This window comes from Microlunatus spumicola (assembly GCF_039536445.1).
Taxonomy (GTDB): domain Bacteria; phylum Actinomycetota; class Actinomycetes; order Propionibacteriales; family Propionibacteriaceae; genus Microlunatus; species Microlunatus spumicola.
In genome coordinates this window covers 1,116,550-1,132,643 of record NZ_BAAAYR010000001.1, presented here as the reverse complement: position 1 = coordinate 1,132,643, position 16,094 = coordinate 1,116,550, and the positions used below count along the sequence as shown (strand labels likewise).

The window sequence follows — 16,094 nt, the reverse complement described above, 5'->3', positions numbered from 1 at the left end:
CGGTCAGCGCCGCCGGGCGACCGCGGCCGCGGCGGCCGTCACGAGGGCGACGGTCTGGTCGACCACCGCGCGCCGGTCCGCCTCGAAGGCGGGGTCGGTCAGCACCGCGGGGTCCTCCGGGTACTCCAGCGCCGAGATGTGCAGGTGCCCGCCCGGCACGTCCCAGGCCTGCAGGCCCTGGCGCAGCCGGTTCGAGCGGTACATGGACTCGTTGCTGAGGTAGTCTCCGCCGGTGCCGGCGGCCGCGGTGCTGCCCGGCGACGGGTCCGGCCCCTCGGTCAGCGCCGACGGGTCCGGGAACGTCCCGGCCGGCCACTCGCGGACGCCCTCCTTGAGCACCACCGGCCACGGCCCGGTGCCGGCGGCGACCATCGCCTCGTACGGCAGCGTCGTCTCGATCCACTCGGGCGAGTCGAAGGGCTGCGGCCAGTGCGACGCCCGCGAGACCGGGCCGAAGTGCTGGTCGCGCTGGTTGTCGGGCGTCCCGCCGCGGGTGTTCGCCGCCCACTTCTCGACGTCCATCCGGCCGCGCGCGGTCATGCTGATCGTCATGATCAGGTCCGCGCGGTCGGCGCCAGCCCGGAGCACCGGCCCGAACGCGTCCTCGACCACGCCCTGGTCGAAGTCGCCGTAGACGACGGGCAGCATCACGGCGCGGACGCGGGCCGGGCCGTACGGGGTGGTCAGCCGCACCCCGTCCAGCTGCAGCGCCGCGGCGCCCGACGGGTTGGAGTGGCGCAGGCTCTGGTCCAGCCCGAACACGTCGAAGCCGCTGACCATGACGCGGACCTCGTCCGGGTCCGCGTCGGGCCACGGCGCCCGCTCGATGCCCCGGCTCGTGCGGTCCAGCAGGTGCAGCAGCCCGAGGCGCTGGTGCTGGACGGACAGGTGCGGCGAGTCGAGCCCGCGCAGGGTGGCCGAGAGCGAGGTCCGCGCCCAGTAGAGCGGGCGGTCGTCGTACGGGTCGAGGGTGCCGCTGGTGGTCCGGCCCTGCGCGCGGTCGACCGCGGCGCGCCACAGGCGGACGCCGGCCTCCCGCACCGCGGACGTCAGGTCCGCCAACGAGGAGGCGTGCACGACCGGCTCGCGCAGCCCGGCCACGAGCTCGTCGAAGCCGGACTCCCGCAGCACCTCGGCGGCGAGCGTCGGCCCGCCGGGGACGAGCGTGCCGTCCAGCCGCGACTCCTCGACGGTCCGGGCGACCGCCCGGGACGGCGCGGGGTGGGGGGTCCGGTCTCCGGTGGTCTGATCCGTCATCGCGCTCCGCCTGGCTCGTCGGGCTCTTGCAGAATCGTTGAACGATCCCTAGGTTACCTAGCAGGGCTACCCGGTCCGCACCCCTCCCTCCTCCCGAAAGGCGGAGAGCGTGCTCGTCCTCCTCGGCATCCTGGTGGTGGTCGTCGGCTTCGCGCTGCGGCTCAACCCCATGCTCGTGGTCACCGTCGCCGGCCTCGTGACCGGCTTCCTCGGCGGCATGACCCCCCTGCAGGTCCTGAACGCCTTCGGCACCGGCTTCGCCGGCAGCCGGTCGGTCAGCATCTTCCTGCTCGTCCTGCCGGTCATCGGCCTGGTCGAGCACTTCGGCCTCCAGCAGCAGGCCCGGCGCCTGGTCTCGCGCCTGGCCCGGCTCAGCACCGGCGGCATCCTCGCCGGCTACCTCCTCCTGCGCCAGGTGCTCGCCGCGATCGGGCTGATGAGCATCGGCGGGCACGCCCAGACCGTGCGCCCGCTCGTCGCGCCGATGGCCGAGGCCGCCGCGGTGCGCAAGTACGGGGTGCTGCCCGACAAGGTCGTGCAGCGGATCCGCGCGTTCGCGGCCAGCACCGACAACGTCGGCGCCTTCTTCGGCGAGGACATCTTCGTGGCCGTCGGCGCCGTCCTGCTCATCACGTCGTTCGTCGACACGACGTACGGCTTCACGCTCGCGCCGCTGCAGGTCGCGCTGTGGGCCATCCCGACCGCGGTGGTCGCCCTGCTCATCCACGGCACCCGCAGCCTGCTCGTCGACCGCGCCCTGCGCCGGGAGATGGCCGGCGTCGTGCCCGAGGCGGTGGCCCGATGATCTCCGTCGAGTGGTTCTACTGGCTGATGGGCCTCTTCTGGCTCGGTGTCGGCGCGCTCGTGGCGCGGGACCGGACCAACCCCCGGCGTCTGACCAGCGGGCTGTTCTGGGCGCTGCTCGGGCTCTGCTTCCCCTACAGCTCCTTCGTGGTGGCCAAGACCGCGCCGGCCTGGCCGCTCGGGCTCGTCATCGTCGTCATCGCGGCGCTGGCCGGGACCGGGCGGCTCACCAAGAGCGGTTCCGCGACCGCGGCGACCGCCCCGGGCGACGTCGAGGGCGCCGACCTGGACCGCGACGCCGACCGGCCCGACCGGCCGGTGCGCGCCGGCGGTGGGACCGCTGGCTCGAGCGTGGCCCTGGCCCCGACCGAGGAGCGGGAGGCGCTGGCCGAGCGCTTCGGCAACAAGCTCTTCATCCCGGTGCTCGCCATCCCGGTGATCACCGCGCTCTGCGCCATCGCCGGGCCGTACGTGATCATCGGCGGGCGGCCGCTGCTGCAGAAGGGCAGCGAGACCGTCATCGGGCTGGCCGCCGCGGGCATCATCGCGATCGGCATCTCGATGATCGTCTTCCGGCTGCGGAGCCCCGCGCTGGCCCTGACCGAGGGCCGCCGGCTCACCGAGGACCTCGGGTGGGCCCTCGTGCTGCCGCAGCTGCTCTCCGTGCTGGGACTGGTCTTCGCGACCGCCGGCGTGGGGACGGCGATCGGCTCGACCGTCTCGGCCGTGCTGCCCAAGGGCTCGCTGCTGCCCGCGGTGATCCTCTACTGCGTCGGGATGGCCGTGTTCACGGTGATCATGGGCAACGCCTTCGCCGCGTTCCCGGTGCTCACCGCGGCGATCGGCTACCCGGTGCTGGTGGCCGCGATGGGCGGCAACCCGGCGGCCGTGTTCGCCATCGGGATGCTCTCCGGCTACTGCGGGACGCTCTGCACGCCCATGGCGGCGAACTTCAACATCGTCCCGGTGGCGCTGCTGGAGCTGAAGAGCAACTACGCGGTCATCCGCGCGCAGCTGCCGACGGCCGTCCCGCTGCTCGTCGCGAACATCATCATCATGTACGTGGTGGCCTTCTGAGCCCCTCCGACGCGGCGGCCGGGGTGGATCTCGGCCGCCTCGTGCGGACGGCGGTGACCAACGCGACGCGCGCCTACCCGTACGCGTTGATCACGGTCGTCGACGGCCCGGAGGACCTCCGGCTGCCGGCGGAGCAGCACCCGGCGTTCTCCGGCTGCTACGACTGGCACTCCGCCGTGCACACCCACTGGCTGCTCGTGCGGCTGCTGAGGCGGCACGCCGGCGAGCTGGAGCCGGAAGCGGCGGAGGCGGCGCTCGCCGTGCTCGGCACGCACCTGACGCCCGCGAACCTGACCGCGGAGGCCGCCTTCCTGGCCCGGCACTCCTCGTTCGAGCGCCCGTACGGCTGGGCGTGGCTCGTCGCCCTCGCCGCGGAGTGCACGACGGCCGCGGCGGAGGGGCTGGAGCCGGCACGGGAGTGGGCGGCCGCCCTGGCTCCCGCGGCGGACGTCGTCGTGGGGCTGGTGCTCGACTGGCTCCCACGCGCCGGACGACCGGTGCGCGACGGCACCCACGCGAGCACGGCCTTCGCCCTCGGCCTGCTGCTCGACGCCGCCGCGACGCTGGGGCGCGACGACCTCGACGCTGCCGTCCGCGCCTACGTCCGTGAGCGCTTCGTGCCCGACCGGGACGCGCCGCTGAGCTGGGAGCCGTCGGGCCAGGACTTCCTGTCGCCGGGGCTCAGCGAGGCCGACCTCGTGCGGCGGGTGCTCGCGCCGGGGCTGTTCGGGGACTGGCTGGAGGCCTTCTGGCCCGGGCTGGCGACGGCGGAGCCGCGGAACCTCCTCGACCCGGTGGAGGTGCGGGACCGCACGGACGGCCAGCTCGGCCACCTCGACGGGCTGAACCTCTCGCGGTCGGCGGCCCTGGCCCACCTGGCGGCCGCGCTGGCGGAGGCCGACCCTCGCCGGTCGGTGCTCGAGACGGCGGCGGCGCACCACCTGGACGCGGGGCTGGGCGCGCTGGCCGAGGAGGGCTACCAGTCCACGCACTGGCTCGGCACGTTCGCGCTGCTGGCGCTCGAACCGGCAGGATGAGGTCCGTGCCTGCAACCGTGATGCGACCGACCTCGAAGGGCGTGACCAGGGGCGGGCGACGCTGCTCGCAGCCCTGGTCGCGCTCTGTGATCTTGTCTACCACCGCCACCCCGCCCGCGTACAGCACCCCCACGGTCTCGATCGGGGCACGGTCGTGAGCGCGCCGCCGGAGCAGGACCGCGAGGTCCTGACGTGGGAGCTCTACGGGCAGGCCGCCCGTGAGCTGGCGCAGACGGTGGCCGACAGCGGCTTCGTGCCGGACGTCGTCCTGGGCATCGCCCGCGGCGGCCTCATCCCGGCGGGCAGCCTCGCGTACGCGCTGGACTGCAAGAACCTCTTCACGATCAGCGTCGAGTTCTACACCGGCGTCGACAGCCGGCTGGACGTGCCGGTGATGCTGCCGCCGTTCCTGAACGCGCACGACCTCGACGAGGCGTCGGTCCTCGTGGTCGACGACGTGGCCGACACCGGCCGGACGCTCGAGCTCGTCGCCGAGTTCTGCAGCGGCCACGTGCGGGACCTGCAGACCGCGGTCCTCTACGAGAAGCCGCAGTCGGTGATCACCTGCGACCACGTCTGGAAGCGCACCTCGCGCTGGATCAACTTCCCCTGGTCCACGCAGCCGCCGGTCACCAGCCGTTCCGGTGTCGTCGACGCCTGACCCGTCGTCGCTCGTCCTGCGCGACGACCTCACCGCGCCGCCCGGCGCGGACCTGCCCGTGATCGAGGGTGCGACGGTCCTCGTCGCGCTGCCGCCCGGTGGCGGGGACGAGGGACCGGTCGGGGCCGCCCTGGTCACCGGTGAACCGCCGGTCCTCCGTCTGCACCACCTCTGGGTCCGCCCGGACCTGCGCCGGAGGGGCTACAGCCGCGCGGTGCTGGCGGCCGTGCGGTCCCGCGTCCGGGACCGGGGGGCCACGGTGCTCAGCGCCCAGGTGCGTCACGACGACCCGGCGTCGACGGCGCTCGCCGCCGGGACCCGGGTGCTGGGGGAGCTCCTCCGCCACGAGATCCCGTCGACGCTGAAGGACACGGGAGCGGTCAGCGTGCGGCCGCTCACCGAGGACGAGCTCGGGCCGTGGCGCGAGGCGCAGGTGCAGGCGTACGCGCAGGACAACCTGCTGCGCAGCGGCGGTGACCTCGAGCGGGCGCTCGCGCGGTCGCGGGCCGAGTTCGCGGAGGTGCTCCCGGACGGGCTGCGGACGCGCGACACCTCGATCATCGTGCTGAGCGCCCGCGACGGAGCAGGACGTGAGGAGCGGGTCGGCCATCTCTGGGTGGCGCACCACGTCGAGCCCGGGACGTCCTTCGTCTACGACGTGGAGGTGGCGCCGGAGCACCGCGGGCGCGGCTTCGGCCGAGCGGCGATGGTCGTCGCGGACCGGCTCGCGCGGGCCGCGGGGGACGAGCGGGTCGCGCTGCACGTGTTCGGCGGCAACGCGACGGCCCGGCGGCTGTACCTGTCGCACGGCTACGCGGTGCGGAGCACGACCCACGACCTGCTGAGCCCCGCGGACGCCTGAGCCCACCCGCGCGGGGAGGGCCCGGATCTCAGACGACCAGGGACGACTGGATCGAGTAGTGCACGGGCTGGTAGACGTGCCGGCCCAGCTCGACGAACTGCCCGACGTCGTCGTACGCGGTCCGCTCGACGGTGAGGCAGGCGGCCGGCGGCTCGGCGTCGAGCAGGCCGGCCTCGTCGTCGTCCATCAGGCGCGCGGAGATGCGCTGGTGCGCGATCTTGAGGTTGACCCCGAGCGCGCGGAGGTGGCCGTAGAGGCTCTTGCCGTCCTCGACGTCGGTGCGGGCGATCTCGAACCGCGCGGGCAGGTAGTTGGTGAGGATGGCGAGCGGGACGTCGTCGGCCAGCCGGAGCCGGCGGATGGTCACGAAGTCGCCGGAGGTGACGTCGGCGGCGTCGAGGGCGTCGCGCACGTCGTCCGCCAGCGGACCGACCGTGAAGTCCAGCAGCCGGGTGCTCGGGACGCGGCCGGCCTTGGCCAGGTCCTCGTTGAGGCTTGACAGGCGCTCGTCGCGGCGAAACTGCGAGCGCACGACCTGGGTGCCCACCCCGCGCTTGCGGACGAGCAGCCCCTTGCGCACCAGCTCCTGGATCGCCTGCCGCGCGGTCGGGCGGGAGAGCCCGAGCCGGTTGGTCAGGGAGAGCTCGTTCTCCAGCCGGTCACCCGGGGCCAGCTCGCCCGACGTGATCGCCTGCTCGATCGACTGGGCCAGCTGGTGGTAGAGCGGGACGGAGGAGCTGCGGTCCAGCCGGATGTCGAGCTCGGTGAAGACGGCGCCCTGCGACATGGCACCACCCTAGGTCGACCGGAGGCCCTTGTTCGCACAAAGGCACGCGAATCCTGTGGGTGGCTTGTGAGGTCGACCGCCCGGCTCAGGCGCCGACGAGCGCCGCGGTGTCCACCCAGCGCCGCTCGCGCGCGGACTCGGCCATGGCGTCGACCAGGCGGGCCGCGGCCAGGGCGTCGGTGATCGTGGCGCCGACGGGGGTCCCGGAGGCGATCGAGCGCACCAGGCGGTGCGCCTCGACCACCTTGAGGTCGTCGTAGCTCATCGCGATCCCAGACCCCGGCTGGAAGGCGCCGAGCTCGCCGTCACCGGAGGTGACGTAGTGCGTCGCGTACGCGGCGTCGGTCACCTCCTGGTCGAGGCAGACCTGCAGCTCGCCCATCCGCCGGAAGTCCCAGGCCAGCGAGCCGGTGTCGCCGTGCACCTCGATCCCGTACGTGCACTGCTCGCCGACCGCGACCCGGCTGGACTCGAGCGTCCCGCGGGCGCCGTTGGCGAAGCGCAGCAGGCTGCCGGCGTAGTCCTCGTTCTCCACGGGTGCGAGCGCGCCCGTGCCGCGGGCCGTGTGCGCGAAGGCGGCGCCGCTGAGCGCGGGGCGCTCGGTGATGAAGGTCGCCGTGTCGCAGACCAGCGAGTCGATCTCGCCGACGACGTAGCGCCCGAGGTCGACGCCGTGGCTGACCAGGTCGCCGAGGACGCCCGAGCCGGCCCACGCGTTCTGGTAGCGCCAGGTCAGCGCGCCCTCGGGGTGCGCGGCGTAGTCCGCCAGCATCCGGATCGTCACCTGCTCGATCTTCCCGAGCCGGCCCTCGGCCACCAGCCGGCGGGCGAGCTCCACGGCCGGCGCGTTGCGGTAGTTGAAGCCCACCGCGGCCTGCACGCCCGCGCGGGCCACCGCGGCGGCGATCTCCGCCGTCTCCTCGGCGTTCCGCCCGGCCGGCTTCTCGAGCCAGACGTGCTTGCCGGCCTCCGCGGCGGCGACGGCGACGTCGCGGTGGATGAAGTTCGGGCCGGTGATGCTGACGACGTCGATGTCGTCGCGGGCGACCAGGTCACGCCAGTCGGCGTGCACGTCCGCGAACCCGTACGCCGCCACCGCGCGCGCGAGCCGCTCGTCCCCGGCGTTGTCGGCCACGGCCACCAGCACGGGGCGCAGCGGGGCGTCGAGGTAGTGCTGGCCGACGCGGGTGTAGGCGCGGGCGTGCACCTGGCCCATCCAGCCGAGGCCCACCACCCCGACGCGCAGGGGGGTGGCTGGGGTGTTCGCGGACGTCATCGTCGGTGGCCTCTCTCGACCGGTGGAAGCATTTGTCAGGACAATAGCGCGCGCACCCGGCCGACGCTCGTCCCGTGCCGGATCAGGGGGAGAAGAGCAGCACCAGGCCGGCGCTGGTGTAGCCGACCATCAGCACGAGCATCGGCCACTGGCCCCGCAGCACGGACCGTCCCGGCAACAACGTCACCGCCTTCTCGTGCGCGACGACGACCCCCAGGACGTGCCCGACGATGATCGACGCGAGCTGCACGACGGCGATGGCCGTCGGGTGGTCGAACACGGCGGAGCTGACCTGCAGGTGGTCCGTGCCGAAGACGTTCCAGCCCCGGCCGAGCGGGTCCGACAGGTCGACGGCGACGCGCTGACCCTCGTAGACCAGCAGCGTGAAGTAGTGCGCGACCACGTAGCCGACGACGATCGGCACCAGCGAGCCGGACATCAGCCGCGCGTACGCCGCCGCCAGCCGGTCGCCGTAGCGGGCCATCCAGGCGGCCGCGGCGCTGAAGGTGACCAGGACGACCACGATCATCACGAGCAGCCCGGCCGTCGCCCACAGCAGGCTGGGCACGTCCGAGGACTGCACGGTGCGCAACCACCACGAGGTGTTGGTGAAGCTGTCGAACGCGGTGCTGCCGAGCAGCACGGCGACCACCCCGACGGCGCCCGGTGGCGGTCGCCAGGCGGTCAGGCCCGCGAGGGGGTTCACGAGGCGGACGACGTCGCCCGTCCGGTGCCAGGGCGAGAGCCGCGCGACGGTGGAGGAGTAGACCTCGAAGGGGTCCGACACCGCGAACCACCGCTCGCCGAACACGACGGCGCCCAGCACCACGACGACCAGCAAGGCGAGCACCCAGACCCGCATCACCTGCAGGGTCGTCCGGTCCGGCTGCACCAGCTCCAGCCAGGTGAACGCGGCGAGGTGGATCGCCCCCGGCCACAGCCCCACCCAGCCGGGCATCGTGGCCAGACCCTCGCGGGGGTCCGTCCGGGCGACCGCGCAGAGCAGCCGGTGCACGGTGCGCAGCGGGTTGACGGCCCGCCAGAACGGCCCGAGCAGCAGCGACAGCGGGACGAGGCCCACCCAGACCCAGACGAAGACGAAGCCGAAGACCGGGTTGGTCAGCAGGTCCCGGCCCGCGAACAGCGCCAGCCCGACCCACGCGAACAGCAGCAGCACGAGCACCCGCAGGACGGCGCGGGTGGCCGGGGCGTCCACGAACCGGCTCAGCCGGGGCAGCGCGATCCCGCCGACCGCGGTGAAGCGCGGCCGTCGCCAGGCCACGCCGAGCACGACGAAGGACACGACCAGCGCCGCGGCGGCGCCGACGAGGACGAAGGAGAAGGGCAGCGGCAGGTCGCGCCGGGACGCGATGCCGTGCAGGGGGAGCAGGACGAACGGGGACAAGGGAGAGGTGACCTGCGTCAGCTGACGTTCAGGACGACGACGACCTTGCCGAGGTGGTGCGACTCGACCTCGAAGCTGCCGGGCTGGCTCGGCGTGAACTCACCCGTCGTGGGCGTGCCGGCCGGCACCTCGAGCTCGTAGCCGTCCCCGCCGGTGTGGGCGTGGATCTCGTCGGCCTCGTCGCTGGTCACCTGCAGCACGACCTGCTGGCCCAGGGCCGCGTCGATCTTCTCGCCGTTCGGCGTCACCTGGCCGTTCGCGATGGTGATCGGGATCGTCAGCGGCGCGAGCGTGCTGCTGGCGCTCGCGCCGGGCGCCGTCTGGGCCGGGGCCTCCCCGCCGCACGCCGCCGTCAGCCCGACCGTCGCCACCGCCGCGGCCACCGCCGCCGTCCACCTGCTCGATCTCCGCACCGCACCAGCATGGCTCATCGACCCTCAGCTGGGCCCGAAGCGCTCCACCCGCACGTCGCCCGACGCCACCCCGAGCCCCGTCAGCAGGCTGGTGCTGGCCTCCGCGAACCCGGCCGAGCCGCACACGAACGCCGTCCAGCCCGGACCCTGCCGGCCGAGCAGCGGTGCGACGTCCTCGGGCGTCAGCCGCCCGCGCGCACGACCACCGGGGCCGGCCTCCCGGCTGAGCGCCAGCACCGCGCCCGCCTCGCGCAGCTCGGTCGCGTACGGGAGGTCGTCCCAGGTCCGCGCGGCCGCGACCAGCGAGAGCAGGTCGGTCGCCCCGACGGCCTGGGCGTGGCGCAGCATGGCGACCAACGGCACCACGCCGGTGCCGCCGCCGACGCCGAGCGCCGGGGTCGTGCCCCGCCACACGAACCAGCCGCCGATCGGGCCGCGGACGTCCAGGCGGTCGCCCACGACCACGCCGTCGGCGAGGTAGCTCGAGACCTCCCCGTCCTCGATGCGCTCGACGTAGAGCTCGACGAGCGGGTCCTCGGGCGGCGAGGACAGCGAGTAGGACCGCTGGGCGGTGTAGCCGTCGGGCGCCGACAGCCGGACCACGTAGTGCTGGCCCGGCAGGTGGTCGACGCGGTTCGGCACCTCCAGGCGCAGCAGCACGGCCCGGGGGTGCGGGTGCAGCACCTCGCGCACCGTGGCGGTCCGCCAGGCGCCGGTCGGTGCTTCCGGCCCGGAGCCGTCCACCGCGAGGGGGAGGCCGGCGGTCATCGAGACGCCGGAGACCACCGGGACGGGGGCGACGACCGGGACGGGCGCGGGACCGCCTGCGACCTCAGTCACCCTGGTAGCGCTGCTCGCGCCAGGGGTCACCGAGGTCGTGGTAGCCGTTGCGCTCCCAGAAGCCCTGCACGTCGTGGTCGAGCAGCGTCAGCTTGGTGACCCACTTGGCGCTCTTCCAGAAGTAGAGGTGCGGCACCAGCAGCCGCACGGGGCCGCCGTGCTCGCGGGTCAGGGGCTTGCCGTCGGCCTCCCACGCCACCCACGCCTGGCCGCCGCGCAGGTGCTCCAGCGGCAGGTTCGTCGTGTAGCCGGTGGTCGAGGTGGCGAGCACGAACTTGGCCGTGTCCTGCACGCCGACGGCGTCCAGCAGCACGTCGACGCTGACGCCGGACCAGTGCATCCCGAACTTCGACCACGTGGTGACGCAGTGGATGGGTCCGTCGTAGTCGGACTGGGGGAGGGCGTGCATCTCGTCCCAGCTCCAGGTGGTCGGGGAGTCGACCAGGCCGTCGACGCTCATCGTCCAGGACTGCGGGTCGAGGTGCGGCGTGACCTCGGCGGTGAGGACGGGCCAGCCCGCGCCCTCGTCGTACTGGCCGGGCGGCAGGTCGTCGCGCCCGCCTCCCCGTCGACGTCCGGCGAAGCCACGAGAGACGGTCATGGGCGGATCTCCTGTCCTGGGCACCTGGGCAGAACCTTCTGCGGGACGACCCTAACGAGCCCCGCTACCGTGTCGCCATGGCTGCGCCGAACGAGATCGTGCCCGTCCGTGCCTGAGCTCGTCGCGGCCCTCGACCAGGGCACCACCAGCACCCGCTGCATGGTGTTCGACCACGACGGGCGCGAGGTGGCGCGGGCCCAGCTCGAGCACGAGCAGATCCTGCCCCGCTCGGGCTGGGTCGAGCACGACCCGGACGAGATCTGGGAGCGGACGCGGACCGTGGCCAAGAAGGCGCTGCGCCGGGCGAAGGCCGACCCGTCCGACCTCGCCGCGGTGGGCGTCACGAACCAGCGCGAGACCACCGTCGTGTGGGACCGCCGGACCGGCCGGCCCTGCTACAACGCCATCGTCTGGCAGGACACGCGCACCGACCGGATCGCCGCCGCGCTGGAGCGGGACGGGCACGCCGACCTGATCCGGGAGCGCTCGGGCCTGCCGCCGGCGACCTACTTCGCGGGCGGCAAGCTCAAGTGGATCCTCGACGAGGTCGACGGCGTGCGCGAGGCCGCGGAGGCCGGCCACCTGATGTTCGGCACGATGGACACCTGGCTGCTGTGGAACATGACCGGCGGCACCGAGGGAGGCGTCCACCTCACCGACGTCACGAACGCGTCGCGCACGATGCTGATGAACCTCGAGACGCTGGCCTGGGACCCTGAGCTGCTGGAGGTCTTCGGCGTGCCGGAGCAGATGCTGCCGGAGATCCGGCCGTCCTCGGACCCGAACCTCTTCGGGCGTACGCAGGGGGCCCGGGGCGGCGTGTGGAAGAGCGAGGTCCCGATCGCCGCCGTCCTCGGCGACCAGCACGCCGCCATGGTCGGGCAGGTGTGCCTGGCGGCGGGCGAGGCCAAGAACACCTACGGCACGGGCAACTTCCTCCTGCTGAACACGGGCGAGGAGCTCGTCCGGTCGAAGAACGGCCTGCTGTCCACGGTCTGCTACCAGCTGGGCGACGCCAGGCCGGTGTACGCGCTGGAGGGGTCGATCGCCGTCACCGGCTCGGCCGTCCAGTGGCTGCGCGACCAGCTCCGGATCATCGGGGACGCCGCGGAGAGCGAGGCGCTCGCGCGCTCGGTCGACGACAACGGCGGGGTCTACTTCGTGCCCGCCTTCTCCGGCCTGTTCGCGCCCTACTGGCGTTCCGACGCGCGCGGCGCGATCGTCGGGCTCTCGCGCTTCAACACGAACGCGCACGTCGCCCGGGCTGCGCTGGAGGCGATCTGCTACCAGAGCCGCGACGTGGTCGACGCCATGGAGAAGGACTCGGGCGTGCACCTCGACGTGCTCAAGGTCGACGGCGGCGTCACCGCGAACGACCTCTGCATGCAGATCCAGGCCGACGTCCTCGGCGTCGAGGTGAGCCGGCCTGAGGTGGCCGAGACGACCGCGCTCGGGGCCGCGTACGCCGCGGGCCTGGCCGTCGGCTTCTGGTCGAACCCGGACGAGCTGCGCGAGAACTGGCACGAGGACCGGCGCTGGAGCCCGCAGACCGACGGGCCGGCGCGCGAGAAGGGCTACGCCGGCTGGAAGAAGGCCGTGGAGCGGACGCTCGGCTGGGTCGACGTGGACGCCGAGCCGGGCGCCTGAGCCCGGTGCCGGTCCTGGTCGTCGTCGGCGGGCTGCCGGGCAGCGGCAAGTCGACCCTCGCCGAGGCGTTCGCGCGCCGGCGGAGGGTTCCGTTCCTGCGCGTCGACCGCATCGAGCAGGCGGTCGTGGACCAGACCGCGCTGACCCACCCCGTGGGACCCGTGGGCTACGCAGTCGCCCACCTCCTCGCCTCCGAGCAGCTCGCGCTCGGCCTCGACGTCGTGGTCGAGTGCGTGAACCCGCTCGCGCTCACCCGCGACGCGTGGGATGCCACCGGGGCAGCGGCGGGTGCGCGGGTCGTGCAGGTGGAGCTCGTCTGCTCCGACGTCGCGGAGCACCGGCGCCGCGTGGAGACCCGCGCCACGGACGTGCCCGGCCTGGTCAAGCCGACCTGGGCGGAGGTGGTCGGGCGGACGTACGAGCCGTGGCCGGAGCGGCACCTGGTGCTCGACTCGTCGGGGGCGGACATCGGGTCCCTGGTCGACGCCGTGGTCGCGGCCGTCGAGGCCCGCTGACCTCAGGGCGCTCGGCTCGCCTGCGGGCGAGGTCGGAGGACGGTGTGACGAGAGACGGTCGGACGAGAGACGGTCGGAGGAAAGACAGAAGGAGTCCGTCTCTCACCTGCTCGGGGGTTCAGGTGAGGGACGGACTCCCACTGCGCCGGGCGGGGTGATGCTCGGGGGTTCATCACCCCGTCCGGCATGACCGACTCTAGTGCTCACCTGAGAGGAGCCTGACCAAAAGCCGTGTCAGGTTCAGGACATGACCGGAACCTGACCCTCGCGGACGACGGCCCGGCGGGACCCGCCCGGCCCACCGTCACCACCCCCGAGGGGCCTGCGGCGGAACGGGGGACACTGGGGACATGCCCTCGCTCACCTCCCCCCTCAGCCCTGCCGCCCGGACCGAGGCGCTGCGCCGGCTCGGCGAGGAGGAGCTCGACGTCCTCGTCGTCGGCGGCGGGGTCGTCGGCGTGGGGGCCGCGCTCGACGCGGTGACGCGCGGCCTGCGGGTAGGGCTCGTCGAGGCGAGGGACTGGGCCGCGGGCACGTCCAGCCGCTCGAGCAAGCTCTTCCACGGCGGCCTGCGCTACCTGGAGCAGCTGAACTTCGCCCTCGTCTTCGAGGCCCTCAAGGAGCGCAAGCTCGCGCTCGAGACGCTCTGCCCGCACCTCGCGCACCCGGTCGAGTTCCTCTACCCGCTGCAGAAGACCGGGATCGACCGCGCGTACGCGGGCCTCGGCATCGGCGTCTACGACGTCATGGGCGCCGGCCGCGGCGTGCCGTCGCACCTCAAGCACCACGGCAAGCGTGCGACGTACGAGGCGTTCCCCTCGGCGAAGCCCGGCGCGCTGAGCGGGTCGATCACCTTCTACGAGGGCCAGGTCGACGACGCCCGGCACACGATGATGATCGCCCGCACCGCCGCCCACTACGGCGCGATCGTCGCCAGCAGCGCCCGGGTGACCGGCTTCGCGCGCACGGCCGGGCGCATCACCGGCGCCACCGTCACCGACCTGGAGACGGGCTCCGCGATCGAGGTGCGGGCCAAGCACGTGATCAACGCGACCGGGGTCTGGGTCGACGAGATCCAGGAGATGATCGGCGGGCGGGGGCAGTTCCGGGTGCGGGCCTCCAAGGGCATCCACCTCGTCGTGCCGCGCGAGCGCATCAGCTCCCGCACGGGCATCATCACCCGGACCCCGACGAGCCTGCTCTTCGTCATCCCGTGGGGGAACTTCTGGTTCATCGGGACGACCGACACCGACTGGAACCTCGACCTCGCCCACCCGGCGGCGAGCGCGGCGGACATCGACTACGTCCTCGGCCAGGTCAACGCGCTGCTCGCCGACCCGCTGACCACCGACGACGTCATCGGCGTCTACGCCGGGCTGCGCCCGCTGCTGGCCGGCGAGGACGAGTCGACCTCCAAGCTCTCCCGCGAGCACGCGGTGTCCTCGCCCGCCCCGGGCCTGACCGCCGTCGCCGGCGGCAAGTACACGACCTACCGGATCATGGCCAAGGACGCCGTCGACGCGGCCGTGCGCGACCTCGACGCGGGCACGGGCCCGTCGATCACCGAGGACGTCCCGCTGCTCGGGGCCGACGGCTACCACGCCGCCTGGAACTCCCGCCGCCTGCTCGCCGAGCGCGCCGGCCTGGGCGTCAGCTGGGTCGAGCACCTGCTCAACCGCTACGGCACGCTCCTCCCGGAGCTGCTCGAGCTGGTCGACGCCGACCCGTCGCTCTCCGAGCCGCTGGCCGGCGCGGGGGAGTACCTGCGCGTCGAGGCCGTCTACGCCGCCTCGCACGAGGGCGCTCTGCACCTGGACGACGTGCTCGCCCGCCGTACGCGGGTGTCCATCGAGACCTGGGACCGCGGCACCGTCGTCGCCGAGGAGGTCGCCCGCCTCGTCGCCCCCGTGCTCGGTTGGGACGACGCCGACGTGGCCCGCGAGGTCGAGCACTACGTCGCCCGCGTCGCCGCCGAGCGCGAGTCCCAGACCCAGCCCGACGACCGTACGGCCGACGCCGCCCGCCTCGGCGCCGCCGACGTCCGCGTGGGCGCCAGCTCCTAGCCGCCCGCCGGGGCCCAGCGGCGGGTCACTGCTGTCACAGGACTTTCACGTTTACGTGGGACCCCGGTACTGACCACGGCAGATCTGCCGTGGTGAGTACCGGAGACCCACGTTTACGTGAAACTCCTGGGACTCGCGCCCGCCGTCAGGGACGGTCGCGAGGGTCGGGGGCGCGGGTTCCGGTCGGTCCCTCCTTCGCCTCGCGGCTGGCCTCCTCCTCGTGCCGCTCGGCGTCCTCGGTGACCCCGACGTTCTGGTCGGGGTGGAGGAGCTCGCGGATGCTGTCGCCCGGGCCCTCGCCGGTGGTCGAGGTCTGGTCGCGGGCCTCGTGGGTGTGGCCGCTGACGTCCTGGCTCTGGTCTGCGCTCATGCGCGCCGCTTACCCCGTGACATGAGGTGCTGTCGCGCGGGTGTTGCGCGACGTGCTCAGAGGCGCAGGAGCCCGGCCGGGGTCGGGGAGAAGCCGCAGCGCGCGTAGAACGTCTCGAGGTGCGGCTCGAAGTCGACGTGCAGCCAGTCGCAGCCGGTCCCGCGCGACGCCTCGGCCGCCCGTCGTACGAGCTCGACGCCGATGCCCTCGTGCCGCCGCTCCGGGTCGACGCAGGTGTCGAGCAGGAAGGCGTGCACGCCACCGTCCCAGACCACGTTCACGAAGCCGACGACCTGCGGGCCCACGGAACCGTCGCGCACCATCGCCTCGACCCAGGTCAGGCTGTGGTGGTGCAGCCGCGCGTTCCAGGGCAGCACCGGGCCGGCAGCACCGAAGGCCCGGTCGTGCAGGGCGGAGAGGGCGACGTCGTCGACCGGCCCGCGTACGCGGTAGCCGACCGACGCGCCAGCCATGGGCCC

General features: G+C 73.6%; 17 protein-coding genes. 8 read left to right on the top strand and 9 right to left on the bottom strand.

Annotation, left to right across the window (positions count from 1 at the left end; translation table 11 throughout):
* Positions 1-3: 3 nt before the first annotated feature.
* The gene (locus ABD665_RS05120) at positions 4-1,257 is read right to left on the bottom strand and encodes a hypothetical protein (RefSeq protein ID WP_204911935.1); all 1,254 of its coding nucleotides are present in this window, start codon (positions 1,255-1,257) and stop codon (positions 4-6) included.
* A 109-nt stretch (positions 1,258-1,366) separates the two neighbouring features.
* Here ABD665_RS05120 and ABD665_RS05115 point away from each other — a divergent pair, with 109 nt between their 5' ends.
* The 5 genes from ABD665_RS05115 (at position 1,367) to ABD665_RS05095 (ending at position 5,698) form a co-directional block, all read left to right on the top strand.
* On the top strand, positions 1,367-2,062 hold the full coding sequence (locus ABD665_RS05115; RefSeq protein ID WP_204911936.1) for a 5-oxoproline transporter, DUF969 family subunit: 696 nt from the start codon (positions 1,367-1,369) through the stop codon (positions 2,060-2,062).
* On the top strand, positions 2,059-3,138 hold the full coding sequence (locus ABD665_RS05110) for a 5-oxoproline transporter, DUF979 family subunit (protein WP_204911937.1): 1,080 nt from the start codon (positions 2,059-2,061) through the stop codon (positions 3,136-3,138). Before ABD665_RS05115 ends, ABD665_RS05110 begins: the two co-directional genes overlap by 4 nt.
* A 23-nt stretch (positions 3,139-3,161) precedes the next feature.
* The gene (locus tag ABD665_RS05105) at positions 3,162-4,175 is read left to right on the top strand and encodes a DUF2891 family protein (RefSeq protein WP_204911938.1); all 1,014 of its coding nucleotides are present in this window, start codon (positions 3,162-3,164) and stop codon (positions 4,173-4,175) included.
* Between the two features lie 154 nt (positions 4,176-4,329).
* Positions 4,330-4,836: a phosphoribosyltransferase family protein gene (locus ABD665_RS05100; RefSeq protein ID WP_204911939.1), complete on the top strand. Its 507-nt coding sequence runs from the start codon at positions 4,330-4,332 to the stop codon at positions 4,834-4,836.
* The gene (locus ABD665_RS05095; protein ID WP_204911940.1) at positions 4,820-5,698 is read left to right on the top strand and encodes a GNAT family N-acetyltransferase; all 879 of its coding nucleotides are present in this window, start codon (positions 4,820-4,822) and stop codon (positions 5,696-5,698) included. Before ABD665_RS05100 ends, ABD665_RS05095 begins: the two co-directional genes overlap by 17 nt.
* Positions 5,699-5,726: 28 nt before the next feature.
* Here ABD665_RS05095 and ABD665_RS05090 read toward each other — a convergent pair whose 3' ends face one another.
* The 6 genes from ABD665_RS05090 to ABD665_RS05065 all read right to left on the bottom strand — a co-directional run bounded on the left by ABD665_RS05090 (position 5,727) and on the right by ABD665_RS05065 (position 11,020).
* A complete protein-coding gene (locus ABD665_RS05090) occupies positions 5,727-6,485 on the bottom strand; it encodes a UTRA domain-containing protein (RefSeq protein ID WP_204911941.1) in 759 nt (252 codons plus the stop codon).
* An 85-nt stretch (positions 6,486-6,570) separates the two neighbouring features.
* Positions 6,571-7,761, bottom strand: a complete 1,191-nt coding sequence (locus ABD665_RS05085) for a Gfo/Idh/MocA family protein (RefSeq protein WP_204911942.1) — start codon at positions 7,759-7,761, stop codon at positions 6,571-6,573.
* Positions 7,762-7,843: 82 nt separating this feature from the next.
* Entirely contained in the window at positions 7,844-9,166 is a 1,323-nt protein-coding gene (locus tag ABD665_RS05080) for a hypothetical protein (protein WP_204911943.1), read from the bottom strand.
* Between the two features lie 17 nt (positions 9,167-9,183).
* Positions 9,184-9,579, bottom strand: coding sequence for a hypothetical protein (locus ABD665_RS05075; RefSeq protein WP_204911944.1), 396 nt, complete (start codon positions 9,577-9,579; stop codon positions 9,184-9,186).
* Between the two features lie 24 nt (positions 9,580-9,603).
* A complete protein-coding gene (locus ABD665_RS05070; protein WP_344741306.1) occupies positions 9,604-10,419 on the bottom strand; it encodes an FAD-binding oxidoreductase in 816 nt (271 codons plus the stop codon).
* Positions 10,412-11,020, bottom strand: coding sequence for a molybdopterin-dependent oxidoreductase (locus ABD665_RS05065; RefSeq protein WP_204911945.1), 609 nt, complete (start codon positions 11,018-11,020; stop codon positions 10,412-10,414). The genes ABD665_RS05070 and ABD665_RS05065 overlap by 8 nt, the downstream gene beginning before the upstream one ends.
* A gap of 108 nt (positions 11,021-11,128) precedes the next feature.
* Between ABD665_RS05065 and glpK the strand changes: the two genes are divergently transcribed.
* The 3 genes from glpK to ABD665_RS05050 all read left to right on the top strand — a co-directional run bounded on the left by glpK (position 11,129) and on the right by ABD665_RS05050 (position 15,245).
* Complete coding sequence (gene glpK / locus ABD665_RS05060) at positions 11,129-12,667, top strand: glycerol kinase GlpK (RefSeq protein ID WP_204911946.1); 1,539 nt, start codon at positions 11,129-11,131, stop codon at positions 12,665-12,667.
* A 5-nt stretch (positions 12,668-12,672) separates the two neighbouring features.
* Positions 12,673-13,182 (top strand): AAA family ATPase, encoded by a 510-nt coding sequence (locus ABD665_RS05055; protein ID WP_204911947.1) that lies wholly within the window; start codon positions 12,673-12,675, stop codon positions 13,180-13,182.
* A gap of 350 nt (positions 13,183-13,532) precedes the next feature.
* Positions 13,533-15,245, top strand: coding sequence for an FAD-dependent oxidoreductase (locus ABD665_RS05050; RefSeq protein ID WP_204911948.1), 1,713 nt, complete (start codon positions 13,533-13,535; stop codon positions 15,243-15,245).
* 145 nt (positions 15,246-15,390) lie between these two features.
* On the opposite strand, the gene ABD665_RS05045 is transcribed toward ABD665_RS05050, so the two are convergent.
* Both ABD665_RS05045 and ABD665_RS05040 read right to left on the bottom strand, forming a co-directional pair.
* Entirely contained in the window at positions 15,391-15,615 is a 225-nt protein-coding gene (locus ABD665_RS05045) for a hypothetical protein (protein ID WP_204911949.1), read from the bottom strand.
* 56 nt (positions 15,616-15,671) lie between these two features.
* Entirely contained in the window at positions 15,672-16,088 is a 417-nt protein-coding gene (locus ABD665_RS05040) for a GNAT family N-acetyltransferase (protein ID WP_204911950.1), read from the bottom strand.
* Positions 16,089-16,094 lie beyond the last annotated feature (6 nt).